Raw genomic sequence first — 26,560 nt, 5'->3', positions numbered from 1 at the left:
TGCTAAACGCGCGGTCAGACGCGTGGCGTGATGCGGGCGGCGGTGCGGATGTCGGCGATCTGGGTTCCCAAGGCCTGGAGGTTCTGCCGCATGTCATTGAAGACGGGCTGCTCGTTCTTCGGGTCGCTGATCGTGACGATCGCCGTGAAGGGCACCCCTTCCTCGGGCATCACCTCGCCGGTGCGCGTCAGGTAGTCGACGAAGAGGCGCCAGTTGGATGACGCACCGACCCCCTGCGGGAAGGTCTTCGCCAGCACCTTCACCGGGCTCCACTTGAGGTCATGCTCGATGCGCTCGGCTTCGATCGCGGGGGAGTCTCGCCTGGACGGGAGGTAGAGGGGCTCGAGCTGCCCCTTCCACCCGCCATTCTCCTTTTCCTGCTGGAGCGTCGCGTTGATGTTGATGCGGACGAACTCCGATCCGAACCGCGCGTCAAGTGGCGGGGTCGACACGAGCGTGATTTTGGCCCGGCCGCGGCACTTTCCGCCCGGTCCCACGAGCGATGGCGGCCATGCGAAGCGGAAGTTGATCTGCTGGTCCCGCTGGATGCGCGATGCGAACACAAGCGTGATTGCGTGGTCGCCGCTGTCGAGAATGCGTTCCGCGGGAGGGGGCATCCCGAACCCGACCAGGTGCCTGGCGACCGGGGCGAGTTCTTTCGACCGGAGCGACGCAGGCAGCTCGGCATGGTGGACTAGGAGCCCGATGAGGGTCTCCCGCGACACCTCCCCCTCGATCGCATGGTCGAGGACCGCGGCGGTCTTGGCGGCTAGCGGCGCGGCGTAGCTCGTGCCGCAGCCGTCGATGATCGTCCCGTCCGGCAGCAGCGAGAACAGCCCGTGCCCCAACTCGGCATGTCGGGTTCCGGAGCCGCCGACGTGCGCCAGGTCCGGCTTGACGCCCGCCCTCATCCCGGGTCCGCGCCGGCTAAACCGGCTCGGCGCGAACGGGACGCAGCCGCCGTGGCCCGGCGGGTTGAGTGCGGCCACCGCCACGTTGCGCGAGCTCTCCGCGGGCGTGAGCAGGCCGTCGTTCCGCGCGTTGACGAGGTTGGCGAGGGCGGCGCTGGCGTCGGTCGGCCATTCCCCGCGCTCGTCCTGCTTCCCGATGTTGCCCGCCGAAATGAAGATGATCGCGTTGTTAGCCTCGGCGATCTGGTCGAGGCGTGCCGCGTGCTGACTGTAGCGGTCGGGCGTGGTCGGCTGCAGGACGTTCAGGCTCATGTTGAACACGCGGACGCCGTGACGGGCCCGCGCGTCCGACACGGCGTTCGCCATCTCGTCAAAGAACTGTGGCAAACCCTCGGGATAGTAGGACGCAAAGGCTCCGGCCTTAGCCTCGTCCGGGAACACCGCGACGTCCACCAGCTCCGCGCCGTCCGGTTCCGGGCATGTCTCGACGCCATTTAGGGTGCCGCCAACGGCCGCCAGGCCGCCGATGAACGTTCCATGCGCGTGGTCGGTGTCCTCATCTGCGAGAACGTCCCAGCGGTCGATGACCCAGTCCGAGAGGGCGTCGCTGATCCCGCCGTCGATGATCCCGATCCGGGGATGGGTGCGACGGCTGTCGCGGATGGGCACGGCGAGACCGGCGGGGCGCGTCCGGGCGGACTGCACGACGGGGGCGTCGGACCTCACAACGATGCCGGGGAGCTCGATGCGGCGGACGAGTGGATGGTTGTCCAGGAACGACAGCAGCCGGGCATGCCGGTCCACGTCGGGGTTGAACCGCGCGACCGACCGCCGGCGGTCAATCTGGGAGGTGTCGCTAAGCCGCAGGATCTGATCGGCGGACTGGTCGAGGCGGACGGAGAGGACAGGCTGCCGGTTGCGACCGCTGGGGAGACGCTCTACCGCGACGCCCTGCCCGAACGCGGCGAACCCGGCGATGAAGCTTTCGAGTAGCTGGCGCCGGCCGGGGTCGAGCCGGTCCCATTCCGATCTCGCGGGCGGGCTGTCGAACAGCTCGACGAGGTAGTTGCTGCCGGTCATCGGGTTGGCCAGCCACGCGACCGCCTCGTCGACCGAGAAGCTGCGGCGGTCCGCGGGCCCGTACATCTCGATCCGCTCGATCGCGCCCGCCTCGCTCTTCCGCCCGCTCGGATGCGGCACCTCCTTCTGCTTGTACTCGTTGTACCTCATCTCGGTGTGGATCTCCGCCTTCGCGACTTCGGCGGAGACCTGAGCGAGCGAGGTTGGGCGGACTTCGACCAGCATGACGCCCAGATCTCCGCCGCCGACCACTGGCGTGCGGTCCGGTCTGAACAGGCTCGCCACGGGCCGGTGGCTCTTTGCCCACGCCTCACGCCGCAGCACGACCTTGGCGAAGCCGACGTCGCCTTGGCGTTGGGCGCTGAGGACCTCCGAGATCGTATCGATCTGGCTGATCAGCGCCGAGCGGTGGATTCGGAACTCGTTGTCTCGATGGGCGAAAAAGTCCTTCCGCCCGCCGCCACCCGCCGTTTCGCGCACTTCCTGATAGTTTTCCGGATTGAGAACGACCTGGATCGGGCTAGCCATGTTGCACCTCGCCCTCGTCCACCCGTGCCGCTCTGCCGATCTGTCGGCTGACGGTGGACTTGTCCCTGCCTGCGATCTCGCCGATGTCCGTCATCGAGAAGCCGAGGTCGGGATCGTCGCGCATCGCGCGGAACAGATTGCTGGTGTCGTCGAAGAGCAGCGCGCGCCGCTCGCTCTGCACGCGCGCCGCATTGAGCGTCGCAAACTGTCTGAGCGTGTCGAGCAGGCCCCGTCGATCCCCCTCGCGGATCGCAGTCGCCTTCTTGTAGCTTCTGACCAGCGACTCGATCTCGGCGCCCGTTGCCCCCTCCGTGAACCACGAGATGAGGCGCAAGTGGGCGTCGGGCGCCTGTACCGGGGGCGCGAAGTGCGCTGCGATCGCCTTGCGCATCTCGAAGTCCGGCTTAGGAATCTCGAGCTGGACCTCGAAGCGGCGCCACACCGCCGGATCTAGCAGCTTGGGGTGATTGGTGATGCCGATGGTGAAGCCCACGTCGCGGCGGACGTCCAGATTCTGCAATAGGGCGTTCACGACCCGCTTGATCTCGCCTACCTCCTGCGGGTCGTCACGCACCTTGGCAATTGCGTCGAACTCGTCGAGCAGAAGGATGCAGCGGTAGCGGTTCGCAAAAGCGAACAGGTTGCCGATGTTGCGAGCGGTAGTGCCCAGGAACGACGACACGAGACCGTCGAGCTTCACGAGCACAACGGGCAGGTCGAGTTCTTGCGCGATCCAGAGGGCGAGCCTGGTCTTGCCCGTCCCCGGTGCTCCGTAGATCAGGCAGGTCTTCGACGGCCTGATGTCGATCTCGGCCAGCGCGTCGAAGTGCGCCCACTCCTCAATGATCGTGCCGACGGCCTCGCTCACGGTCGGGTTGAAGAGGGGAGCGGTCGGCTGGATGTCTGCAGGGAAGATGATGTCGGCAAGCGCCGCGGCCGTTTCCCGGTCGACGGGTACCGGTGTGCTCCGGGTCAGCGCCTCGCCGGCGATCGGCGCTCTCGATCGCTCGATCCGGCTTGGCGACAACTCCCTCGTGCGCTCGGCCGCCGTGAGGATGCTTGTGATGGCTGCCGCCTGCTTCGGATCGCCGTCCTTTGCGATCGCGTCGCGCAGCCGCTCTATCTGCTTGCGAGCCGCCGGTGAAGCGTCAGCGATGGCCGCCCGACAAAGCGCCTGAATGATGGTGAAGTGTTGCATGCAGCTCCCGTGACGCATTGCGCCAATCGAATTGTCTGTTGCACTTAAACTGCAAAAAGGTGCGTTGCAATCTTAATTGTTGCGTATTAATTGATAATCGGTGCATGAAACTTGATGTCGTTGCACGTAAGGAAGGGGTTGGTTTAATGGCGGTGATCCCGACAAAGATACGTTTGGCGACGATGACGAACGCCGAGTCTGCGGCCGAGCCGGGCCAGCGGTCACCGTCGGATGGGCCCCCGAGTAGACCGACGAAGGAGCCATTTAGATACATGTCGTCTTGCGTCAGCAGGCTACAGTCGTCGAAATTCCATCCGTAGCGGGCTCTTCCTGTGAATTCTGTGGAAGGTGCTCAGGCCCACGTGGAACGCAACTGCAGTGAAACCTACAAGAACAAATCACGAAATAATTTCCATGGGGGACTAATCGATGCCTTCGGCCAATGCGTCATCTAAGCGTTATCTCGCCGCGCTCGCGGAAGAGCTCGACATCAGCGACACACGCTACGAACAGGCAGAGAAGAGCTACAATTCGCTAGGTCGCTGGCTGAATAGGCCGGAGTCCACGCTGAAGGACTACGGTCCGGCGGTCTACGTGCAGGGCTCCTTCGGCCTCGGTACGGTGATCAAGCCGCTCAACGAGGACGAGGATTACGACGTCGATGCGGTCTGCGAGCTCAAGTATATCGGTAAGACGCAGCTGACCCAGCAGCACCTTAAGGAGCTGCTGCGCGTGGAGATGGAGTCCTACCGGCGCGCCCAGAGCATGAACAAGCCGCTTCACGAGGGGCGTCGGTGCTGGACGCTAAATTACGCGGATGGCGCGCAGTTCCACATGGACGTCGTGCCGGCTCTTCCGAACGGGGAAAGTGTGCGCAGGATTCTGCAGACCAACCGCTACGACGCTCGCTGGGCTGGGACTGCGATCGCAATCACCGACAACGAGCACTGGGACTATCGCCACATCACCGACGATTGGCCGCGCTCAAACCCGAAGGGCTATCTGGAGTGGTTCAAGAGCCGGATGGCCGTCGTCCTCAACGAGCGCAAGCGCGCCCTCGCGAGGTCGATGAACGCCAGCGTCGAGAAGATCCCGGACTACAAAGTGCGGACGCCGCTCCAGCACTCGATCATGATCCTCAAGCGCCATCGGGACATGATGTTCGCGAGGGACGAGATCAACTGCTGCCCGATCTCGATCATCATCACGACACTGGCCGCGCACGCGTACGAGGGTCAGGAGGATGTCGCCGACGCATTGCTCTCGATCCTCTCGGGAATGGAGCGGCACATTCTGCGCGACGGCCACAATCGCGCCCACATCGCGAACCCGAGCGATCCCATGGAGAATTTCGCCGACAAGTGGGCAGAGCATCCGGAGCGCGAGCAGGCCTTCTACACGTGGCTGCGTCAGGCGCAGGCCGACTACGCGAGGGTCGCGGCGATGGAGCAGGGCTCCAGCATGGCCGACGCACTTTCGCCTCACATGGGAACCGCGCTCGCGAAGCGTGCCGAGACACGGTTCCGCGGTGGATCCAGCGGACTTTTGCGTGGTGCAACGGCGGCGACGGCCGCGACCGTGGCCTCGTCGACTCCGTCGTTCGGGTCCGTCCCGCGGGTTCCGAGCAAGCCGCAGGGCTTTGCGTGATCTGGTGGACCGCGCAGCCCAGCCGTGCGCGCAGCGAGGGTTTCGCGATCGACGCGCTGCAGGAGCAGAACGAATGGCTCAGGAACGTCGAGTGGACCGTCGAGAAGGGCGGCAGCCTCTCCGCTAACTTCGAGATCGAGCGCCTAGGTCGGCTGATCCCGCTGACGATCAGCTACCCGCGCTTTTTCCCGGACATGCCGCCGCAGGTGTTTCCACGGGAGGAGATTCGACTGTCCAGCCATCAGTGGGGGGCGGGGGGCGAGTTGTGCCTCGAGTATCGACCGGACAACTGGGTTCCGGCCTTCACTGGTGCGATGATGATCGAGAGCGCGCATCGACTGCTGCAGGGCGAGGAGCCGGCGCAGGGTGTGGCGGCGCGCGTGGAGAGCGCGCACGCGACCACCGTCGGGCAGGACATCCGCGGCTTCCGGATGCGGTTTCTGCTCACGGACGACTTCGCCGACGCCGTGTCGTCGCTGGATATCTGCCGGCCGGTAGAGCTTGAGCTGTCCGAGAAGGCGATTGCCAGCCACTGGGTGGCGGTGCCCAGCCAGCTCGGCCCCGAGGACGCGGCGCTGTGGTCGGCGGGGCCCGACGTGGCGCGGTTTCGCCGGCGCAAGGGCTTCGCCGTGCGGATGGGCGGCGGCGTGAAGGCGACCATCCGCACCGAGTATGATCTGGTCAAGGTGATCGCGGAGACAATTGGCCACGAAGGCCTTCTGGAGGTCGTCAGGGGTTCGGAGGAGGACGCCGTCGTCCTGGTCGAGTGTGATGGCGACTTCCACCTCATGTGGCTTCCCAGTGGCCGGGGCCCGCGCGAGATGCTCGCCTACACCACCGTGAAGGCTCCCTCGAGCGCCAACAGGCTGCCGGGCGCGTATGACCGGCTGGCGTCCGCATCCGTCGGCATTGTCGGCTGTGGGTCGGTGGGCTCGAAGATCGCCGCGTCGCTCGCCCGGGCCGGGTTGAGCCGGTTCGTGCTCGTCGACGGCGACGTCCTCTTCCCCGACAACCTCGTCCGCAACGATCTGGACTGGCGCTCCGTGGGCCTCAACAAACCCGATGCCGTCGCCAAGCGTATCCGCGAGATTAAACCGTCCGCTAACGTCACGGTCAGGCGACTGGTCTTGGGCGGCCAGGAGAGCTCGTTGTCGACGGATTCTGCGCTGGTCGATGTCGGGGGCTGCGACCTGATCATCGACGCAACGGCCGATCCCCAGATCTTCAACTTGTGCGCGTCGGTCGCGCGAAGCGAAAAGAAAATGCTGGTCTGGGGCGAGGTGTTCGCCGGCGGGATAGGCGGGTTCGTCGTCAGGCTCCGACCCGACATCGAGCCGGCTCCGCACGCGGCCCGTCGGCAGCTGCTGCGCTGGTGTGACGATCGGGAGCGGCCGATGCCGCTGGGAGAGGGGGTCCAGTATGCGCTGGCTCTCGACGAGAGCCCTCCGCTGATAGCCGACGATGCCGACGTCAGCGTGATCGCCGCCCACATGACCCGGATGGCCCTAGACGCGCTGACGAGGCAGAAGACAGCCTTCCCGCATCCGGCATATGCCGTGGGTCTGAAGGCGGAGTGGATATTCGAGGCGCCGTTCGACACATGGCCGATCAGCCTTGTGCCCGAGGGGGAATGGGGACCTCAGAAGGACGAGAATGCGGAGGCCGAGCTAGCCGCTCTAGCCAAGCAGCTCTTTCCAGACGCGGGAACGGGCGATGCGGTATGAGGCTGGCGATGCCGCACGAGTTCAGGACGCGCCTCCACGGGGCGGTGAGGGAGGCTGGTCGGCGCGAGATCGGCGGCGTGCTAATGGCCGAGCAGATCGAGCCGGGCAGCTTTCGCCTCGTCGATTTCTCAGTCGATAGCCGCTCCGGCGGTGCCGCGCACTTCGTTCGGTCGGTGGAGCATCATCAGGAGGCGCTCGAGGCGTTCTTCGAGTGTACCGGCGCGGACTATGGCCGCTTCAACTATCTCGGCGAGTGGCATTCGCATCCAAACCACCTGCCTGTGCCCAGTGGCGAGGATGCAGCCTCGATGCGGGATCTCGTCGGCGGCGAGCGCGACATCCCGTTTGCGGTGCTGCTGGTCGTGCGCGCTTCGAGACGGGGTCTGATGTGCACGGCGACATTGTTTGAACATGGCGCGGACGTTGCCGAGATCGCTTTGCAAACGGAGTGAATCGGCGCGTCAGCTAACGGAGAGTTGAAGAGAATGGCGAAGACGAAGCCCCCTCAAAAGATTGCCGCCGCCCTGTGGGCGCTCGCCGGTGGGCGTTGCGAGTATCGCGGTTGCAACGAAAACCTGGTCGGAGATTTGATCTCAGGAAAGCGGGATGCGCTGTTCGGCTACATCGCCCACATCGTCGGCGACAGCGAGGATGGCCCCCGGGGCGACAAGGTTCTCTCGCCGAAGCTCGCGAAGGAGCTGAGCAATCTGATGCTGCTATGTGGAAGGCATCACAAGCTCATCGACGTCGACGATGAGGAGGGGCACCCGGTCGAGTTGCTCCACGCAATGAAGGATGCCCATGAGACGCGCATCGCCACGAACACCGGTATCAGCGAGGAATACGCATCGCACGTCCTCCGCTTCGGTGCATCCATTGGCAACCACGAGGCGCTCGTGTCGACGCAGGCGATCTTCGCCGCCATGCCCCCCGACCGGCATCCTGCCACCAGCCAGACGATCGATCTCGAGATGCTCAACCAAGCGATCAAGGATGACGAGCCGGAGTTCTGGGAGCTGCAGCGGAAGAACCTCGACCGGCTGTTCGCGGATAGGATCGGCGGGCGGATCGAGCGGCAGGAGATCCGTCATCTCAGCGTCTTCGCGCTCGCTCCGCAGCCATTGCTGATCGAGCTTGGCCGTCTGCTGAACGAGATCGTCCCGATAACCGTGCACAACCGCCACCGCGAGCCGACGGCGACATGGAACTGGCAGCGGGACCGGCCGGTCCTCGACTTCCTCGTGTCGCGTCCCGAGGCTCGGGCGACGGGGAAGATCGCACTGAAGATCGCGGTGAGTGCGACCGTGAACGACGATCGGATCACTAGGGTGCTCAGTGACGACGCCGCGATCTGGACCATCACGATCGCGAAGCCCGGCAACGACGTCGTCCGCCAGCCTGAAGATCTGTCGGTTTTCCGCACAACGGTCCGCGACGTCTACAACGAGATCAAGGCGCGGCACGGCGATGGTCAGGTGATCCACCTCTTCCCGGTGATGCCGGCATCGCTCGCCGTCGAGACGGGACGGATCTGGATGCCGAAGGCCGATCTCGAGATGCTCATCTACGACCAGAACAGGGAGAAGGGGTTCGTGCCCACGTTATCGATCGGGGCGCCGGTGGCGAAGTGATGCCTGCGGTTGTCGGGAGCCGCAGCTCTGCTCCGGTTGAACTCGGCCCCGGATAGGTATCGCCAGGTCGGGACCAATGGCTGGACGTCGTGCCTTAGGGGAGATGCATTGGCTCGGTCTACTGACGGATGTCCGTCCCGATCAGCAGATCTAGTTCGATGTTCACGGCCCGGAGCTTCAGTACCTTAAAATGTGCATCGGTTCCAAAATAGGTCGCCGGCGCTTCCGGGGTCGACGCAGAAGCCACATGCATGCCGACCGGCGCGCCCTTCGTGAGCCAGCCGCTGTAGTGAAAGAAAGCGGAAAAGATCATGTTCAGCGCCGCCGTCTCGCGATCCTCATACAGCCTGCGAATGGACGCCATCACGGATGACAGGGCCGCGATATACTCTCGCGCCATCGGAATAATGAGGATGATGGCCTCGCCGCTCGGTCCTTCTCGAACCATGGCATCCGCCTCGTCGAGGACGGACGTCTTGAACTCCCGTTCATTCGGAGATCCGAGAGCAGAAGATAGGGCGTGACCGTGACGTGGTGCCGTTCGCTTTCCGGGCTCGATCCGGTTGGCCTCGTCGCGGAGCACTGGGACGTCCTGCAGGAAGAGGTGTCGGCATCCGAGACGGTGAGCGGCAACGCGATGTTCGAACCGGCCGGGCCCGCGGCTCGCTGAGCTTACTGTGGAGGCCCGACGCGGCCGATGGAACGTCGCGCCGGGCCCCCGTCTTCCCGATGGTACGCGGCTCGTCAGCCGGGTTCCGCGACGTCCACGACGATCACGCTGATGGACTGCGCGCCGTCAGCCGGCAGGTTCGCAACAAGGAGGTCCTGAAGCTCGGCGGCACTGCCGGGGCGTGCGGTCCTTCCCGGAGGGGACGGAACGGGCCGGTCGGCGCCGAACCAGAACACGAGATAGATGCCGTGGCCGTTGGACCCCGCGGAACGGCAGTATGGCAGAAGCTGATCCTCGACCGCCGTCCATAGCTGCGCGTTCCAGTGCCGCTTCGCCTCGATCGGGACCGAGGCCGACCCGTCTCCCAGCACGATCATGACGTCGGCGCGCCGGTCGTCGCCGCTGCGGTCCTCCGTCTGAACCTGCCGTACCGGAATGCCATATCGACGGAGCCGATCCGCGAGGCGATCGGTGAGCAGGTCGCGGCAGTCGTTCTCGATCTTGGGCGTGTTGACAGGTTCCGGCACTTTGCTGGTCTTCGAAGGCCGGTTCCAGAAACCCTTCCAGGGCGACGTGTCTCCGTGGCGAATGTCCTCCGCCAGCTCCTCGATGCTTTCCCTGATGATCGCCCGAAGGTCGCCGGCGGTCGCTGGCGGACCGGCCGCCAGCGCGGCCGCCACGGCGGCGGGTTCCGGCGGTCTGAACTCCGACCGCCGACGAAGCTCCATCTGGCGAGCCAGCTGATGCTTCAGCTGCTCGTGCCACGCTGCGAGGTCGGGCGCCGCGAGGAAGGCACCGATCATGTCGGACGCGGCGACGGTCGGTATCTGCGAGAGCTGAGCGATGGACGCGGCGACGGCGCCGACAGCGCCGCCCCTGAACGCCTCCATGTCCCTTCGCGGTTCGTGACGAGGCGCAAGTCCGTCGATCACCGTGCGGAGACGGGTGAGCGCCTCTTCCCCGTCCATTTTGGCGAGCTTGCCCAGATCGCCGGCGAAAAGCTCGGCGAAGAGCTCGTTTCCGTCCGGCGTCGAGAACTCGCGGGCCAGGATGTCGGGCTGGCTCGCCGGATCGAGCATGAAGGCTACGAACGCCCATAGACGCCTCGAATTAGTCGGTAGCGGTCGCGCGAGCGCGTTCCGTGCCAGGGAAAGCAGTGTCGACGGACCCAGGGCCAGCGCGGCCAGTCGCAGGGCCTCGCGAAGTGCCTCCTGACGCAGTGCCGGGCGACGCTGAAGGAAGGTACGAAGCGCACTTCGGACGACCGGACGAGCGGGATCGAGGTCGTGGGCGAAGGGCAGGCCACGTGCTCGACCGGCAAGAGCCCCCGTCCAGAACGCCACGATCGCGTCCGCCGCTTCCGGCAGATCGTAGATCCGGGCGAGCGCAGCAGATCGTACCGCCTGATCCCGCTGGTTCGGCAACGCGAAGGCGGTGTGGGCGACCGTGAAGAGCGTCGGCATCGACAGATCCAGCCCTTTGCCTGCCGCCACGCAGACGTCGGCCCATGTCACGCACACCATGTCGGCACGATACACGGTCGAGCTTGCGGAACGACGCCCGGCCTCGGCGGCCGTGCCGCCCTGGCTCTCGGAGAAATTCTGCCAGCCGGTCAGGATCGCTTCGACGATCTCATCGCCGAACATCCCGCGCAGTCGATCGAGCGCCTTTCCGTCGCCGGGGGCATGGCCCAGATACTGATCCGCGGCGAAGAACAGCCCTTGGCCGGACGTGCCCGATCGAACCTCGTCGAGATGCGCGCTATACCAGTCGGTCTCATTCGCGCGCATCCTGGCCTGCTCGGCGTTTCGCTCCCGGTTCCGTTCCGCGTCGCGGACATGCCAGTCGTGAAGGGTACAGGTCTTCAGATCGGCGAACAGTCCGGACCCCGGCGTCCGCCCGTGTAGCGTCTCCCAAAGACGCCAGAAGAGCTCGGGGCAGGCGTCGAGAGGCCGCATCATCGAGAACGCGATGGTCGCGACACGAAGGAGGTCGACGTCGGCGGCATTCTCCGCGCGTTCCACCAGAGCGGTGCGCAGAGGAAGGAAGACGTCCGTACCGACCAGACGCTGGAAGTCGTGAAGCACCTGCCACGCCCTGGTTCCCTCGTTGGCCGCGACGACGGCGTCCAGCAGTTCCAGTTCGCGACCGGCTTCGGCGGCTAACCATTCCCGGATGGCCGTGCGGATGATGTCGTCCGGCGTGCTGAGATCGTCCAGGCTGGCGTTCGCAAGCCAGGACAGAAGCCGAACGGCGCGAAGATCGCTGGTCGCACGTATAGCCGCGGCCAACGCGCGATCGAGAAGGGTGCTCACCTCGTGATGGCGGGCCTCACCCGTGTGTCGCCTGATCTCGAGAGGGTGGTCGAACAAGGCGGGTTCGGGGAACTGGTTGAGCTTGGTGCCGAGCGGTCGTGCATATCCCATCGGACCGTCCCGGGTGGCCGCGTAGGCGAGGAGGGTCGCCCGTATCTCTTCGATCGCCGCGCCCGGGATCAGATTTGCGAGAACCTCCACGCGGAGCTGAACCGACGCTGCCGAGGTCTGCTTCGAAATGGCGTCGAGGACGGCGCGATACGTGCCGGGCGTCGCGCCGACGATACCCTCGTAGGCGCGCAGCGCGAAGCGCCGCTCGAAATGATCGTCGGCGTCTTCGCTGGTAAGTATCTCCCAGACCTTCCCGGCAAGTTCGGGAACGGGCTCTCCGTCCCCGAGGGCGATCAGCACGAACGTCCGGCGGTTCGCGGTCTCGTCCGGATCGACGAGGATCGCCTTCATCTGTTCGGCGAGGTCGCTGCGTGCGAAGCCAGCAAGTGCGGTGGTGCCGTGATTGCCACCCAGGAACCATGGGTCCTCCCGTCCGACGGCATCGAGCAGCGCGCGTCGATGGGCGGTCGGCAGCATCGCCGCGTCGCCGTGGAAGAGTATCGCCTCCGGATCGCGCTTGACGAGTTCCAGGGCGCGGTCGGCATGGACGGTCTGCGAGAGCGCGGTCACGAACCACGCGTAGATGCCGGTCAGCGCCGGCGCCGGGCGATCGTCGTCACCGTGCAGAAAGGCGATCGCGCGGTTGAGGGAGAGCGCGGCCCTGCCAGGATCGGCGGGCGCGGTCGCTCGCGCCAGCGCTCGGCCCCCGAGGTACTCCGCCACGAACCGGTGCGTTGGGACGAACGTCTCGCCGTCGCCGCTGAACATCGGCGTGTCGAGCGCCGCGCGCAGCGCCTGCGTATCGACGTGAGCCGGAAGAAGGTCGTCCCGCGTGACGAACAGCCGATCGGTCGGCACCGCTGCGTGCATCCAGAGGTCGGTTCGGACCGAAAGCAGCAAGACCAGGCATGCAGCTTCCGCGGCTTCCATGATCCGGGACGGCGGCGGGCGGTCCGATCGCTCAGGCATGGCCGGATTGACCTCATGGGCCATCTGCCGCGTGGCCTCGGCAAGGAGTCCGCCCCGGGTGGTGATCGGGACTTCCGCACGGTCGAGGGTGTCGTGCAGCAGAAGGAGGGTGGACGGGTTCCCCATCAGTGCGGCCGCGCTCATCGTCTCGACCCGCCTCTGGAATGCCGCCGGGTCGGATTCGCCAATCGCGCTCAGGATGCGACGCTGGTCGGCGAAGTCCAGCGGTTCGAGCTGAAGAGTGGCGAAGTCGCCAAGCCGATCCTCGATCCGAATGGCGTCCGATGGCGGAAGCGAGATCGCCCGGCACGCGATGCGCCACTGGTCGTACCCGCACGTCTCGAGCGCGTCGATCAGGGACTCCAGCCGGTCGACGCCCACCTCGCCGATGCGATACTCCTCCATCGCGTCTATGAATACCGCGCGTCCATTAGGCCGCTTCCCGGCGACGAACTGTCGCGCGGTGGTGATCCGGGAGCCGACCGCGCCAGCCTCCCGTGCGAAGGAGGTGGACTTCCCGCTACCCGGCTCACCGAGGAGCACGTAGCTCGTCAGATCCCGGAATTCCGACAGGCGGCGGCGCTCAGGCGTGTCTTCTCCGCGGACGCTGACGTGACGATCGACGTCGGCGGAGGTCCTCACGCGCTGCAACCTCACTGCGGCCGTTCTTGTGAAAGCCTATGCAAAGAACGGGTCGTTCAGCTGGTGAAGACGGCAGGTCGCGAAGTCGTTCGGGCCCGTCCACTTCGTTTCCGCGGACTTGCGTTTATCGGAATCGAAATAGGGAGCGGTCAAAGCGGTAATCACGCGCTTTTCGAGCTTGATGGTCTGCCCGAGTTTTGTCGCGGTCGCCGCCAACGCGGCGTCAAACGCCGCGATAGCTGCGTTGCGATCGGCGAACGTTCCCCACAGCGTCGTGTTCGGCAGCCGCAGAACTTTGCGAGTTCCCTTCGTCTGGTAGATGTACAGCAAGCCTGACGGCTCCGCCTGCAGCAGGAATTCCTTGTGGGGATCCTTGCCTTGGACGGCAGGTCGTAAGTGATCAGAAAATCCGGCATCTTTCCCCCTTACTTGGTAGATGGGGACAAACAATGCGGCTGTCACTCCCGCAGGCGGAAACGTACTACCTTTGCGACGATGTCGACCTGGATCAACTGTCCAGGCGGAGCTGCTTCCTCAGCGCCGTGTCGACCGAGGAGGCGGGAGCGAAGCGCCGGATGAAGGCCACCTTCCGTGCGACCGAGCCGGCCGGGTAGCGCATCCTTGGCTTTCCGTCGGTGGCGGCCCTCAGCACTGCCTGCCCTACGACGTCCAGCTCGTCGGCCTTTTCCATCGTACCGACCAACATTTTCTGCATGTGCCTGCGCGGCGTCGTACTCTTTGAGCGGAGCGTCCAGCTGGATCATGTTCTTGTCGAATGACGTCCGCATATATGCCGGTTCGATCAGGCTGACCTGGATGCCGGCATGGCGCAGCTCATGATCCAGCGCTCTGAGTACCCTTCACGCCGCGCCCGACGCCAAAGCATGCCCCCTGATCATGGGCGGCGCGCGACAACGTGCGCGAGCATGTCGGTGTGCAGGCGTGGTTGAACCCGCGAAGTGAGGGCTGCCGCTTCCTTCTTTTCCACGCGAACGGGGGGCGGCCTGCCCTCGCCTCTTTCGCCCAAAAGTGGAGATCCGCTTCATGGCGAGTCCTGCCGTTCGAAATATCGCCCTGGAACGGCAGGAATGTCCCAAACCTTTCCGTCGACCGAAATCGTTTGGCCCGATGGACAGGCGACGCGTAGCACATGAACCAATGTCCGCTTTCGGGAGGCCGTAATAGCGCTGCGAATGGCCGGGTATGGGTCTTCAAACCAAGGTAGCATTATGACGCCTACCTACAGTCGGCCTTGCTCGGAAATTTCAGCGATGCGATCACGAACAGTCTGAAGGCATTCATCCGCTCGAATACCAATCAAAAGCTCATTGCATTGATCTGCAATATAAACGGCGTTCTGGGCGGCTTGCTCGATCAAGGCCAGCTGCTGCAAACGGGCTTTCACTTCTGGCATATTTTTACCTCCGTCATCTCAGCAGATTTCGCGATGCCCTCTAGCGAACTCGATGTTCGCCGCCTCGTTTGAGATCTGTTTTCTAGCCATATTCGGGTCTCTTCCCGAAACTCAGCGGGAACCCGCGTGGCGGCATGATCAGCCATGTCGCGAAGTGTTCTCGCTTTCAGAACATCCTTCATCCGCGCGTCGGCTTCCAGCATCACGGCGTGGATCCCGCATACGCCGGACGTCGCCCAGGCAGGGGGCGTTTGACCGTACAAGGGGCATGCATGCCTAACATTGCGGCAGTCGAAGAGCGCTTTTTGGCCGTCGACTGCGATCACGACGTCATAAAACGATATTTCTTCAGCCGGTCGGGCGAGGCGAATGCCGCCCCGCATACCCTCGGTCGCGACGACTATCCCCGCCTTGTTAAGCTTGGTCGTCACGCCTGCCATGAACTTCACTGGCAGTGCGCGCAGCGTAGCCAGATCCTTGGAACTTGGCGCCGCTGCGTCGTCAGGCAAGTCAATGATGTAGAGCAGGGTATGAAGTGCATACTCGACTGCCGTACTGATATGGCTCACGTGAAACTCCGACCCGGCGGGTGGTAGTTAAACCAATCGCTCGCTCACGGCAAACGCTGAGTTTCTCACGCTACCGAGCACCTGAGCGTTCACTCCGCCCACGCTTTGACGCCAGCGGCAAAGGGTCTTACCGCAGTCGATTGCCAACAGCATCAAACCCCGCATCTTTGTGCGTTTTCGATCGTCTTTTAGTTGTGCTAGATGGGGGGGGTAACAACCGGTAGCAGTCACGTGCCAAGCATACGAAGTAAGCCGATCTCGTAAACCTTGAGAAAATTAACTTAAATTATTCGGAAGGCGCTGAATGCCCGTCGCTCATTGTGTATCCAGCATGGCAGGGATCATTCTAGATTTTGATGACGGGTTCTGTCGACTGGTTCAGCGCAGGCCTGATCAGTTAATTGGTATATCGTACAAAGCTATTACCGCTCCTGCTGATCTCTCCAGAAGTAGTAAAATGCTTACGGGGCTGATAGATAAGGCCGCTCCAACCCATCTGCGCAAAGCATATGTACGTCCCGATGGCAGCCTTATAAAAGCGGATCTTTTGGTATCCAAGTTCGGCGATGAAGGACGTTTGATAACGACATTGTCTTGGATTGACGGGAGGCAGGAACCGTCACCGTCACGGCTTTGGAAAGCAGCCCTTCGGGTCAAGCATGTTTATGACGCGCGGCTCATCGAGTTAGGAAAAGATCTTTTTAGCGATCATGTGGGCCTGATTCTACTTTACATGTATCTGGCAGAGGCGGAAGGTCGTGTGGTGACGGCTTCACAAGTCGCAAAATTAATTAACCTTCCAGAACAATCTATGGATCGATGGGTAAAAGCTCTGGTTCATCGTGGCCTCGTAGAAATCCCGGTCAGTAATTTGGGATACATTCAGCTAAGCCAGGACGGAATTATAAGGCTTGAACGCCTGTTTTTCGCGACGTTAGCGCCTGAGCCGCTCGCAGTTGCCTAGGCGGACCTTCCTTTTTCGCGTTTTCGCCGCAAGTAACAGTTAGATGGCTCTCTCACCCGACTATTATTCTGTTCTAGGCGTGCCCTCGACGGCAAGTCGCGAAACTATTCATGCCGCGTGGAAAGCGCTACTCCGTCAACATCACCCCGATGCCAATCATGGTGCGGATGTCTCTGCTCGTGCGAAAGAGATCAACGAGGCGTATTCCGTTTTGGGGAAGAAGGAAGCACGCGCCGCCTATGATCGGTCGCAGATCAGGCCGTCTGCTTACCGAGCGACCGCGGACCGCCCGTTTCACCCTAGGAAAGCCGGCGGGCGCCCTACGCGGCCTAGCCCGTCGATGCAGCCCAGCGGTGGCTTCTCGCAGCCCCTACAGCCCAACGAATGGCTGATGGGCCTTTTCCTGCTGATCCTCACCGCCGCACCGATCGCTACAATCCTGGTTCTGTGGAACGAGGAATCCGGATTGGCACCTACGGTTCGACGTAGCGTCACCGCTCATCCCGTGCGTGAGCCTCTCGCAAAAGCCGTCGGGAGCTCATCGCGCACAAAACTTCGACCTAGACAGCCTGCTCCTTAAACTATTGCCCTGTCACGACATTCGAGTTCGCAGGGTCAGGCTCCCAAAGCGGTCGTAACCCCGAGATGAACGAGCGGCCGAAGCTGGGAAGCTGGAAAGGGGGCGGGGACGTCTGCTTGTGGGTCTCAGTGACCGGAGGCTTTTGCATGCCTTATGGCCTAGCTCAGGATGTGCAGTAAATTTGCAACGAAAATCAAACCAGCTGTGTCAGCTACCACTTATAGTATCTCAGTATTTCGCAATTAGTGTGACGCCCCCTACCATCAGTAATGCACCAAAGAAGCGCCAAGGATTCATTTCGTGCTGCTCCATGCGAAACAGCCCGAAGTGATCAATTGCTAAACTGGCAAGGATATTGGCGGTGATCGTAATGCCGTTGACGGGACCGGCGCCAAGTTTCTGGATGAGCAGAAACCCGGCAAACACTGCGACCGCACCGACGATGCCCCCGAGTGGCGCCCACCACGGCATCGCGGCAAGGTCGCCCACGGTAGGTAGCGGCTTAGGCATGCACGCGAAAAGAGCGACCGTCAGGAACAAGACGAGCATGAACGAGATGGATGTAGCGAGCCATGGATTGCCGATCGACTTGTTTAACTGACCGCCCATCGACGCACCCACGGCCTGCAGCATGCCAGCTACGAAAATGAAGGGATAGGCCCAGGCTGCGTTCATAGAATATCCCCCAATTCAAGAATGATAGGTCCGCCGCGTCTCACTCAGGCGCAAACCAGACTTCTAACTGCCAAACCCGGAAGCATTATAAAATATCCGAGGCGGTCCCTCTTTCTTGGAAGACGGGCGTCAGGCTGGTCGCTTTCGGCATCGAGCTTTAGATAGCAACGGGGTTCACGCGATTGCCATCGCACCATGCTTGCGCTTGGCCTCGGGCTACGTGGATCGAGATGATGCTGTCGGGATGATCGGCCTTCAGGGCCGCCTCGATGCGGTCGCAGATAGCGTGCGACGCATCGACGGTCATGGTGCCCTCGACCACCGGGTGGAAGTCGACGAACGTCATCGGGCCAGCGTGCCGCGAACGCTCGGCGTGGCGGATATGGGACCGGGTATACCGGCAAGCCAGCGCGAGCATCCCATGACGCGCTTCGCTCGGCTCGACACCAGCCGTCATTCTGATGGCAGTGGCCTTGGTCTCAGCATTGCACGGGTCGCCGCCCGCGTTCATGGCGCCTCGCTGACGCTGAGCGACAATGCGCCAGGGCTTCGTGCGGCTGTGCACTTTCCGAAGGCGTAAGCATCAGTCTGTCGCGGCCCCACCAAACATGACGCATTCATGAACTTATCGCGAGTTAGGACCCAAAACATGTGAGCGATGTTAGGGGCTTAAGGTCGGCGCCGGGTCGTCCTCATGACAGGGGGCTCCCTCGTGGATCAAACCGCTTTTCTGATCGGCTTCAGCGTGATGTCGGTCGCGTCGCTGGCGATATACGTGACGGGTAAGAAGACGCAGCCGTCGGGTCATCATACGCTCCTGCACGCCAGCGTTCCGTTCATCGCGGCAACCGCGTATCTCGCAATGGCCTTTGGGATCGGCACGCTGGTCAACAGCGACGGCTCGGCGACCTATCTGGCACGCTATGTCGATTGGTCGGTAACGACGCCGATACTATTGTCCGGGCTGGTGCTGCTGGCGTTCCACGAGCACGGAAAGACAGGTGAAGTCGGCGGGTATTTGACATCGGTCATCGTCCTCGATGTCCTGATGATCGTCACGGGCCTGATATCGTCGCTTGCCGCCCCATCGCTGGCGAAATGGATCTGGTACGGATGGTCCTGCGTCGCGTTTCTCGGCGTGCTGTATCTGCTCTGGGGTCCGTTGCGGTCACAGGCCGTCAACCGCGGTGCGGCGTTGGGCGCAGCTTACGCCAAGAACCTCATATTCCTGACGGTGATCTGGTTCCTCTATCCCATCGTCTTCCTGGTCGGTCCGGAAGGTCTAAAACTGATCACTGATCCCACATCGGTCTGGGCGTTCCTGATAATGGATGTCATCGCGAAGGTCGTCTATGCGTTCTATGCGGCAGCCAACCTCGACAAGGCGTTGGCGCATCAGGGCGACGAACGCGGCTACCGGGCATGACACTACGCGCCCCGGCCCTTGGCTGGGGCCTCGTTTTCGGGGCGGCTTTGATCGCATCATTGTGCTCGCTCACCGTGCAGCTTGCGTTCGCAGCCATCGCGGTCAGCATCGTCGGCATAGTGCACGGCGCCAGTGATCTTGAAATCATCGAGCACCAGCGACGCCCGACCTTCCTGGCACTGTACGTCTCCGCGCTACTGGTCTGTCTCTGGTGGTGGATCGTCGATCCCGCGATCGCACTTCCCGCATTCCTGCTGGCATCCGCCGTCCATTTTGGCCTTGAGGATGCCCCGGCAAGCCGTCCGTTGGAGAGGATGGCCCGCGGCATAAGCCTGGTTGCCACCCCTGCGACTCTGCATGCGGCGAGCCTGACCCGCATTCTCCATTCTGCCGGCGTTCAAGCGTCAAGTCTGCCGACCATGGTCAGCAGTCTGGCGATTGCCGGTGGCATAGCCGCCGGCTGCCTCGCGATCATCGGCGTCGCGCGTCACGATCGACGTCTCCTGGTTGGAACGACAGCACTTCTGGTTCTACCCCCGCTCGTCGGGTTTTCGGTGGGGTTCCTCGTGCTGCACGCGGTGCCACAGACGAAAGCGCGTCGTGATCGCTTGCAGTGCGTCACGACCACCGCGTACCTTCGTACCACGGCGCCGGTCCTCGTCGCGGCCGTGACGCTGGTGGGGATCGTGGGAGGGTTGCTGCTGCGATGGGACCCTTCGGGCGCGCGTTCGCTATTTGCCGGCATCGCGGCACTGGCAATGCCGCATCTGCTGGTGACGCCGTATTTCGAAGGGGTTGCCCGGCAATCAGGGATTATGCCCCAGCCTCAAGCACGCCAGAGCTTCCTGTAAGCCGTATCGAAGGCCGTCAGATCGTCAGGATCCGTGATGGTGGTCGTCACCCGCTTTGCGTGGCGAAGCGCGAGCGCCCGTAGCTGCGAACGTGCCTGAAACCTGATCAGACGAAACCGCCATTGGCGCGGATCGTCTGACCATTGACCCAGCCACCATCGGGGCTGGCTAGAAATGCCACGACCGACGCTATGTCGTCGGGCTGGCCAAGCCGCTTCAGTGGATTGGCGTCGATCATCGATTGCACCACGGCCTCCGACTTGCCGTTCATGAACAAGGCCGTTGCCGTCGGCCCAGGCGCGACCGCGTTCACGGTAATGCCACGCACGCCCAATTCCTTGGCGAGGATACTCGTCATGGCCTCGACCGCAGCCTTTGTCGCGGTGTAGACGCCGTACCGGGGAAGTAGCGCGCCGACGACGCTGGTCGAGAAACTGATGATGCGACCTCCATCGCGCAAGCGACGCGCACCTTCTCGCATCCCTCGGAAGACGCCAGCGATATTGACGGCAAGCTGGTGATCGAAATCGGCGTCGCTGACATCGGCAATCGGCGCGAAGATGGCAACACCTGCATTGTTGACTAGGATATCGAGGCCGCCGAAAGTGCGTTCCGCAGCGTCGAACAGCGATGGTATGCCGTTCAGCGTGCTGACATCGGCCTGTACCGCGATCGCTTCGCCGCCTGACGCGGCGATCTCGGTCACAACGTCCTGAGCATCCTCGTGACCGCGCGCGTAGTTTACGATCACGGCCATGCCGTCGGCCGCAAGGCGCTTCGCGATGGCCGCGCCGATGCCCTTCGATCCTCCGGTAACCAGTGCAACTTTACGTTCCGTCATGATCCGTCTCCTTCTGAGCCGGGTATGTAGACGGTCGTGTGGCCGGGATAATCGGTCAGGTCTTGCCAAGTCCATTCGGATATGGCGAACAATAGGCATGGATCGCCTTGAAGCCATGCGGCTGCTCGTACGGATCGTCGAACGTCGCAGTTTCACGGCGGCGGCAACCGATCTCGATATGTCGCGCTCGACTGCGACGGAGGGCATCAAGCAGCTGGAAGCCCAGTTGGGCGTGCGCCTGCTGGAACGCACGACACGCATCGTGACCCCGACGCTCGATGGCGACGCCTATTATCGTCGCTGCATCGCGATCCTGGCCGATATCGAAGAGGCGGAGGGCGCGTTTCAGGATGCCGAGCCGCGTGGGCTGCTTCGGATCGACGTCCATGCGATGATCGCGCGGCGGTTCTTGATCCCGCACATTCCCGCGTTCCTTGACCTTTACCCGCGGATCGATCTTCATATCGGCGAAGGGGATCGCCTCGTCGATCTCGTGCGCGAAGGCGTGGATTGCGTCATCCGTGCAGGCGAGCCAACTGAAAGTGGCTTGATCATGCGTCGTGTTGCCACGCTGAACGAGATGACGTGCGCGAGTCCGGCATATCTCGCCCGCCACGGCGTCCCAGCGACACCCGCCGATCTCCAAGGTCATCGAATGATCGGCTATTTGTCATCACGAACCGGCGAGATCATCCCATTGGAATTTACGGTCGAAGGTCGGCTCGACTATGTCACCTTGCCCAGCCGCGTGACAGTCGGCGGTGCTGATGCGATGGGGGAGCTTGCCCGGCTCGGCATGGGGCTCATCCAGGCCCCGCGTTATCGCTTCGTCGACGATTTTGCCGCTGGCACGCTCACCGAGGTGCTGGCCGACTATCCACCTTCACCGACGCCCCTCGTGGCGCTCTATCCGCAGAACCGACAGCTCTCACCGCGTGTCCGGGTTTTTCTTGACTGGGCTGTAGGCATTTTCGCAACGGCCGATCTTTAAGAACGGGTGCCACCACAGTTCGGCGCAGTACCCGATGTCGCGATCGATCGGCGCCAGTTAACACGAATGTGCGGCAAGCTGTTGAAAGCAGTATGCGACTCCTGTCAAAGTGAGAATGTGAACGAGCGTTCGAAGTTGGGAGGCGAAAAAGGACGCCTGAGTGTCTGGAAGTGGGTCTCCGCAACTGCGGGGGGCCGATCCTTCCTGGATCTCGGTTGGTGGCCGTTGGTGCTGCGCCGAGGTCCTAATCATGAGCTACAACGCCTGCGCGACTATCAAACGCCTGCGCGACTATCAGCTGCTGAAGTATGCCGGACTTCTTAGGTCATCGATTAGGGAGAGCCCGACCGGTGCCCAGCCAAGTTCAGCTTGGGTGAGCGTGCTGCTCACTGGGTTGTCAACCGAGACGAACGGCGCCGTAAAGCCAAACTGGCGTGTGGCGTCGGCCTGCGTCCCCGAGCGCAGGGGCAGGCCCAATCGCTGGCCCATGACCTCGGCAATCTCCCGATAAGTGAGCACGTCGTTACCTACGCCGTGGTAGACGCCCCCAGGCTTTCCGTTTTCGAGCGCCAGCCTAAACAGCGAGACGGCGTCATCGATATGGACGCCGCTCCAGTGATTGGAGCCCTCACCGACATAAATAACCTCGCCGTGTTTGCGCGCTGCCAGGGCGAGCTGGGGGATTAGGCCCTTGTCGCCCGTCCCGTGTACTGCGGGCGCCAGTCTGACGATCGAGGCTCGCACTTTGTGGGACGCCCAATGCTCCACGAGTGCTTCACTGACAGAGCGGACGTAGCCAGGCGACGCCGCGTTCGGGCAGTCAGTTTCAATGGCAATGCCCCGTGCCGATGCACCCGACGCACCAGCTACGCCCATCGTGGCGAAGGCGGTGACTAAGGGGCGCTCCGAACCGCTAAGTGCGCTCGCCAGGGTATTGAGGGCCGCATCGTTGGTTGCTGTAATGGCCTTCATCATTCTTCCCATGATGCCACCAGGCCAGCCACCAAAGATGGCACTGAGCATACGTGTACGCGGCATGTCACCCGGCGAGAAACTGTATGCCAGATGGATTACGCCGTCGGCCGCCTCGGCGCCCTGCCGCAGAACCGAAAGGTTGGTAAGGCTGCCAATGAGAGGTTGGACACCGTTCGCTCGCAGCATTTCAGCGGAGGCTTGAGATCTAGCGAGGCCCACAACTTGGTAACCGCGCTTAATGAGGTCATTCGCAATCGCAGGTCCTAGGAAACCCGTTGCGCCAGTGATGAAGACCCGCATGCAGATTACTCCTATTTGTTGTTCAAGGAATTGCGTCGGCATTGCTGAAGGTTAGGTACAGCTCTGCCAGGACCATGTTGGGCAGCCAGCATGCCCAGGAAATCACGCGATAGGACAGGACCGGGTCGAGCCCGAGTTGAAAGCTAGTCGGCAGGTAGAGCCGCAGCGTTACTGCCGATAACGTCAGTGCAAACGAGCGGATCATCCAGCGCCGATGCGACGACACTCGTTGTGCTAGGATCTCCCGGACCGCAAATATGGTGGCTGCAATCCAAGCGATACCCAGCAAGCTGAAACCGGTGCCGGCGATAGGTCCTGCAGAGACGCCGGTCGCAAGCACCAGCGCAGCGGTGCCCCCGGTGACGCACCCGGCGACGTAGATTTGCCCGCACATCCGGTGAGCGGCTGTCTGGCGCCGACGAAGCACAGGCAGAAACTGCCATGGGCCAACAAAAAGTGCTGTTGCGGCCCCGGTCGCGTGAATCACAAGCCATGGGTTCACATGGGCATTGGCTGCAATTGTCACTGGAACGGGTCCCGCCTTGGCGAGATAGCGATAGGAAACAAGCGCCACAGCGCTACTCAGCATCGCCATGAACGCCCAAGACACACGTCGCACTAGAGAAGAAAGTGGTCGCGGCCTTTCCGTTCGTGGTTGGGTCCAGGACGGCAGATTGGGATCGATCATGCAAAGGCCTCGTATCTCGACACCGTCTAGGCATGAGGCGCTGGACCGAACATACTCATCCGTCCTCTAATTCATTGCGATCGTCCAAACTCATGGACCCACTTTCTGATATTCTGACGTTGATGAAACCGACTGGTTATGGCTTTCGCGGATTGAACGCGGCGGGGGATTGGGCGCTCGCCTTTGAGCCCGCGCAGGGAATCCGCTGTTTTGGTATTGAGACGGGGGCCTGCCAATTGCAGGTCGCGGGCACGTCCGCACCGATATCGCTAGCCGCCGGTGACGTCGCGCTGGTGACGGTAGGGGGAGCGGTGCTCCAATCCTCCGACGCGGCGATACCGGTTGATGCGTTTGCACTGATGACGAGTGTACGAGCTGGACATATCGTCGTCCTGAACGGAGGTGGCGAATGTCGCGGGCTAGGCGGCTTCTTTGGGCTTGGCGGGGTCCAAGCCAAAACGCTGGTCGACGCCATTCCGGCGATGATCCATGTCGGTCCTGGTGCAGGCCGAGAGGCATTGCTGACCGGGATGCGACGGCTGATGGCCGAATTGAGCGATCCTCAGCCAGGCAGCGCTCTTCTGGCGGGCCACCTTGCTCAAGCACTACTGGTCGAGGCTCTGCGTGAACATCTGAAAAGCGGTCAGTCTACCAGCGGCTGGTTAGCAGCGCTTGCTCATCCCAATCTACGGCATGCCATGGCCGCGGTGCATAACGATGTCGCACGTCATTGGTCTATTAGCGACATGGCCCGGGCGGCGGGAATGTCGCGATCAAGCTTCGCCTCGCACTTTGAGAGGGTCACCGGCGCAACGCCGATGGCCTATCTGACCCGCTGGCGCATGATGCTGGCGTCCGAGCTTCTAATTAGCACCGGCATGTCGCTGCCTGCCGTTGCGTCCTCGGTAGGTTATGAATCGGAGAGCGCATTCGGGGCTGCTTTCAAGCGTATCACCGGTCATTCGCCACGCAGGGCCGGGAAGCAACCTCGCAGCTTGCTCTCCGCGACTAGGCCTTAGAACCTGAAGTTCGAACACCGAGGAGTACGGAGGCGAGCTGGAGAATGAAATCCGGTTGGAAACCATAGTATCGTTGTCTTTTCAGATCTTGAAACGACCCGCAGTCACGCCGAAGGCTGCGCGTAGGAGCGTAGTTCATCGACGATCGAATGCCGCGACGGGTGCCAACCAAGCTCACGTACGGCGCGTTGGCCGGAGACCACCTGATCGCATGCGATCGCATCCGCGAAGCTTCCCAGCACCTGCCGAGCTTCCCCCAGTGGCCATTCCGCCAACTGGCCCCCGGCACCTGCTCCCTCGCTGGCGGCCCGTGCAATTTCGATCAGCGGAACAGCGACGTCATGAGCCCCGTTGTAGATCGATGCGGCAGGCGCCTTCTCGAGCGCGAGCTGCCTCATACATTGCTCTGCTTCCAAGATGTTCGCAAAGCTATTGGGCGCGATGATCGCAATCGTCCGCAGCAAGCCGTTGTCAGTGTCTCTCATGCCTGAGGCCACGCGAACTCCGGAAACCTTGCCCATCGCTCGACGGTTACCTGCGAAACAACTGCGAGACGTATATGCTTCTGATCGCCATTGAAGAGCATATCTTGCCACTTAGCGTTCGCGAGGCGTGGGCCTCCGCGCCGCCCCCATATGACCCCGTATCCGCCATTGCGGACGGGGGCGAAACTGGCGAACGCCTAGCCGATTTCGGCAGGGGGCGCCTGGCGCTGATGGACGAGCAGGGCGTTGACGTGCAGGTTCTCTCCCTGACCACGCCAAGTCTCCACAACCTGAAGCCTTTACCGGCCGTAAAAGCGGCTCGACGCGTCAATGATCTGATCGCCGATGCTTGCGCTCGTCATCCCAGCCGCTTTCAGGGCTTTGCGGCATTGCCCACCGCCGACCCGGAAGCTGCTCCACGTGAGCTGGAACGTGCCGTCCGCGAATTGGGCCTCAAGGGGGCGCTACTATGCGGGCGCACGCGGGAACGGCATCTCGACCATCCCGCCCTTAGGCCCATGCTGACGAAGGCGACCGAGCTTGGCGTGCCTCTCTTTATTCATCCCCAGACTCCCGCGGGAGCGGTGCGCGAGGCCAACTACTCAGGGATCAGCGACCGGGCGGACGTCGCACTCGCTGCTTTTGGCCTCGGCTGGCACTACGAGGCAGGCCTCGAATGGGTACGGCTCGCGGCGGCGGGCGTTTTTGACGAACTGCCTACGCTTCAAATCATCCTTGGCCACTGGGGCGAGGTGGTGTTGTTCTACCTCGAGCGCACGGCGGCCGTTATGAGCCGGGCACTCGAACTCGACCGGTCGCTTGATGATTACGCCCGTCGCAATCTCTACGTTACGGGCAGCGGCATGTGGAGCGAGGCTTACCTACAGCGCTGCCTGGCGATCGTCGGACCGGATCGTCTGCTCTTCTCGACCGACTTTCCCTACCAGTATCGCCCAGGCGGCGAGCCGCGGCGGTTCCTCGAAAGTGTCGACCTGGATGACGCGACGCGACGTGGTCTCGCCTTTGCGAATTGGGAACGACTGACCGGACCGGCAACCGACTAGGTTCAATCGGTATCACCGCCAATTTGAAGATGAACCCCGCCCGCAAGCCAAGCTCACTGTGGAGCGTGCTGCGGCGGCCGGCTTGCAGGCGGTTGCGCAAGACGCGGTGTTCGCGCGCAGCGACGTGATCAGCCTCCATCTGGCCTATGCAACCGCGAAACATGGCATCATTGGGCGGGATGCAATCTCGGGGATGAAGCCGGGCGCTTTGGCACCTCCTCCGCTGTCCACATGAATGAATGGCAGAAGGTGGGGAGCCAAAAAGAGGCCGCGAATGACCGGATGTGGGTCT

The 26,560-nt window shown here is 62.7% G+C and carries 24 protein-coding genes; 10 read left to right on the top strand and 14 right to left on the bottom strand.

All coding sequences use genetic code 11. The annotated features are described in order from the left end of the window. Nucleotides 1–14 precede the first annotated feature (14 nt). The gene (locus C8J46_RS17700) at nt 15–2,519 is read right to left on the bottom strand and encodes a S8 family peptidase (protein ID WP_132741893.1); all 2,505 of its coding nucleotides are present in this window, start codon (nt 2,517–2,519) and stop codon (nt 15–17) included. Further along, nucleotides 2,512–3,717: an ATP-binding protein gene (locus C8J46_RS17695; RefSeq protein ID WP_132741891.1), complete on the bottom strand. Its 1,206-nt coding sequence runs from the start codon at nt 3,715–3,717 to the stop codon at nt 2,512–2,514. The genes C8J46_RS17700 and C8J46_RS17695 overlap by 8 nt, the downstream gene beginning before the upstream one ends. Before the next feature lie 429 nt (nt 3,718–4,146). Between C8J46_RS17695 and C8J46_RS17690 the strand changes: the two genes are divergently transcribed. The 4 genes from C8J46_RS17690 to C8J46_RS17675 are packed head-to-tail and all read left to right on the top strand — an operon-like array spanning nt 4,147 to nt 8,719. After that, nucleotides 4,147–5,364, top strand: a complete 1,218-nt coding sequence (locus C8J46_RS17690) for a nucleotidyltransferase (RefSeq protein WP_132741889.1) — start codon at nt 4,147–4,149, stop codon at nt 5,362–5,364. Continuing rightward, nucleotides 5,361–7,088, top strand: a complete 1,728-nt coding sequence (locus C8J46_RS17685) for a ThiF family adenylyltransferase (protein WP_165886622.1) — start codon at nt 5,361–5,363, stop codon at nt 7,086–7,088. The genes C8J46_RS17690 and C8J46_RS17685 overlap by 4 nt, the downstream gene beginning before the upstream one ends. Beyond that, nucleotides 7,085–7,540: a Mov34/MPN/PAD-1 family protein gene (locus C8J46_RS17680; RefSeq protein WP_132741885.1), complete on the top strand. Its 456-nt coding sequence runs from the start codon at nt 7,085–7,087 to the stop codon at nt 7,538–7,540. The genes C8J46_RS17685 and C8J46_RS17680 overlap by 4 nt, the downstream gene beginning before the upstream one ends. A gap of 33 nt (nt 7,541–7,573) precedes the next feature. Next, complete coding sequence (locus C8J46_RS17675; protein WP_132741883.1) at nt 7,574–8,719, top strand: SAVED domain-containing protein; 1,146 nt, start codon at nt 7,574–7,576, stop codon at nt 8,717–8,719. Nucleotides 8,720–8,837: 118 nt separating this feature from the next. Here the strand turns inward: C8J46_RS17675 and C8J46_RS17670 are convergent, their stop codons facing one another. The 6 genes from C8J46_RS17670 to C8J46_RS17645 all read right to left on the bottom strand — a co-directional run bounded on the left by C8J46_RS17670 (nt 8,838) and on the right by C8J46_RS17645 (nt 15,409). Then, the gene (locus tag C8J46_RS17670) at nt 8,838–9,302 is read right to left on the bottom strand and encodes a hypothetical protein (RefSeq protein WP_165886621.1); all 465 of its coding nucleotides are present in this window, start codon (nt 9,300–9,302) and stop codon (nt 8,838–8,840) included. 161 nt (nt 9,303–9,463) lie between these two features. After that, nucleotides 9,464–13,441, bottom strand: coding sequence for a hypothetical protein (locus tag C8J46_RS20965; protein ID WP_165886620.1), 3,978 nt, complete (start codon nt 13,439–13,441; stop codon nt 9,464–9,466). A gap of 21 nt (nt 13,442–13,462) precedes the next feature. Then, on the bottom strand, nt 13,463–13,888 hold the full coding sequence (locus C8J46_RS17655) for a hypothetical protein (RefSeq protein WP_165886619.1): 426 nt from the start codon (nt 13,886–13,888) through the stop codon (nt 13,463–13,465). Between the two features lie 46 nt (nt 13,889–13,934). Continuing rightward, nucleotides 13,935–14,141: a hypothetical protein gene (locus tag C8J46_RS17650; RefSeq protein WP_132741877.1), complete on the bottom strand. Its 207-nt coding sequence runs from the start codon at nt 14,139–14,141 to the stop codon at nt 13,935–13,937. A 525-nt stretch (nt 14,142–14,666) separates the two neighbouring features. Further along, a complete protein-coding gene (locus tag C8J46_RS20960) occupies nt 14,667–14,840 on the bottom strand; it encodes a hypothetical protein (protein ID WP_165886618.1) in 174 nt (57 codons plus the stop codon). Continuing rightward, on the bottom strand, nt 14,828–15,409 hold the full coding sequence (locus C8J46_RS17645; RefSeq protein WP_132741875.1) for an Rrf2 family transcriptional regulator: 582 nt from the start codon (nt 15,407–15,409) through the stop codon (nt 14,828–14,830). The genes C8J46_RS20960 and C8J46_RS17645 overlap by 13 nt, the downstream gene beginning before the upstream one ends. A 331-nt stretch (nt 15,410–15,740) precedes the next feature. Between C8J46_RS17645 and C8J46_RS17640 the strand changes: the two genes are divergently transcribed. Next, nucleotides 15,741–16,373, top strand: coding sequence for a PAS domain S-box protein (locus C8J46_RS17640; protein ID WP_132741873.1), 633 nt, complete (start codon nt 15,741–15,743; stop codon nt 16,371–16,373). 808 nt (nt 16,374–17,181) lie between these two features. Here the strand turns inward: C8J46_RS17640 and C8J46_RS17630 are convergent. Both C8J46_RS17630 and C8J46_RS21435 read right to left on the bottom strand, forming a co-directional pair. Next, nucleotides 17,182–17,628 carry a DMT family transporter gene (locus C8J46_RS17630; protein WP_132741869.1) on the bottom strand — a complete coding sequence of 149 codons (447 nt, stop codon included), beginning with the start codon at nt 17,626–17,628 and terminating at the stop codon, nt 17,182–17,184. A 157-nt stretch (nt 17,629–17,785) separates the two neighbouring features. Beyond that, nucleotides 17,786–18,139 carry a cation transporter dimerization domain-containing protein gene (locus C8J46_RS21435; protein ID WP_132741867.1) on the bottom strand — a complete coding sequence of 118 codons (354 nt, stop codon included), beginning with the start codon at nt 18,137–18,139 and terminating at the stop codon, nt 17,786–17,788. Between the two features lie 201 nt (nt 18,140–18,340). On the opposite strand from C8J46_RS21435, the gene C8J46_RS17620 reads away from it, so the two are divergent. Both C8J46_RS17620 and C8J46_RS17615 read left to right on the top strand, forming a co-directional pair. After that, nucleotides 18,341–19,054 carry a bacteriorhodopsin gene (locus C8J46_RS17620; RefSeq protein ID WP_132741865.1) on the top strand — a complete coding sequence of 238 codons (714 nt, stop codon included), beginning with the start codon at nt 18,341–18,343 and terminating at the stop codon, nt 19,052–19,054. Further along, a complete protein-coding gene (locus tag C8J46_RS17615) occupies nt 19,051–19,905 on the top strand; it encodes a Brp/Blh family beta-carotene 15,15'-dioxygenase (RefSeq protein WP_132741863.1) in 855 nt (284 codons plus the stop codon). Before C8J46_RS17620 ends, C8J46_RS17615 begins: the two co-directional genes overlap by 4 nt. A 106-nt stretch (nt 19,906–20,011) precedes the next feature. Here the strand turns inward: C8J46_RS17615 and C8J46_RS17610 are convergent, their stop codons facing one another. Further along, nucleotides 20,012–20,746, bottom strand: a complete 735-nt coding sequence (locus C8J46_RS17610; RefSeq protein ID WP_132741861.1) for an SDR family oxidoreductase — start codon at nt 20,744–20,746, stop codon at nt 20,012–20,014. Here C8J46_RS17610 and C8J46_RS17605 point away from each other — a divergent pair. Next, nucleotides 20,688–21,737, top strand: a complete 1,050-nt coding sequence (locus C8J46_RS17605; protein WP_243643489.1) for a LysR family transcriptional regulator — start codon at nt 20,688–20,690, stop codon at nt 21,735–21,737. The genes C8J46_RS17610 and C8J46_RS17605 overlap by 59 nt on opposite strands. 294 nt (nt 21,738–22,031) lie before the next feature. Here C8J46_RS17605 and C8J46_RS17600 read toward each other — a convergent pair whose 3' ends face one another. Both C8J46_RS17600 and C8J46_RS17595 read right to left on the bottom strand, forming a co-directional pair. Further along, nucleotides 22,032–23,012: an SDR family oxidoreductase gene (locus tag C8J46_RS17600; RefSeq protein ID WP_165886617.1), complete on the bottom strand. Its 981-nt coding sequence runs from the start codon at nt 23,010–23,012 to the stop codon at nt 22,032–22,034. A 22-nt stretch (nt 23,013–23,034) separates the two neighbouring features. Continuing rightward, nucleotides 23,035–23,607 (bottom strand): DUF2306 domain-containing protein, encoded by a 573-nt coding sequence (locus tag C8J46_RS17595; protein WP_207894215.1) that lies wholly within the window; start codon nt 23,605–23,607, stop codon nt 23,035–23,037. A gap of 125 nt (nt 23,608–23,732) precedes the next feature. On the opposite strand from C8J46_RS17595, the gene C8J46_RS17590 reads away from it, so the two are divergent. After that, a complete protein-coding gene (locus C8J46_RS17590; RefSeq protein WP_243643488.1) occupies nt 23,733–24,719 on the top strand; it encodes an AraC family transcriptional regulator in 987 nt (328 codons plus the stop codon). Nucleotides 24,720–24,823: 104 nt separating this feature from the next. On the opposite strand, the gene C8J46_RS17585 is transcribed toward C8J46_RS17590, so the two are convergent. Then, entirely contained in the window at nt 24,824–25,240 is a 417-nt protein-coding gene (locus tag C8J46_RS17585; RefSeq protein WP_132741855.1) for a hypothetical protein, read from the bottom strand. Between the two features lie 38 nt (nt 25,241–25,278). Here C8J46_RS17585 and C8J46_RS17580 point away from each other — a divergent pair, with 38 nt between their 5' ends. After that, nucleotides 25,279–26,268: an amidohydrolase family protein gene (locus C8J46_RS17580; protein ID WP_132741853.1), complete on the top strand. Its 990-nt coding sequence runs from the start codon at nt 25,279–25,281 to the stop codon at nt 26,266–26,268. Nucleotides 26,269–26,560 lie beyond the last annotated feature (292 nt).

It is taken from the genome of Sphingomonas sp. PP-F2F-A104-K0414, assembly GCF_004340945.1.
In the GTDB taxonomy this organism is placed as follows: Bacteria; Pseudomonadota; Alphaproteobacteria; order Sphingomonadales; family Sphingomonadaceae; genus Sphingomonas.
The sequence above is the reverse complement of the archived record's forward strand: the minus strand, read 5'-3'. Positions and strand labels throughout refer to the sequence as shown.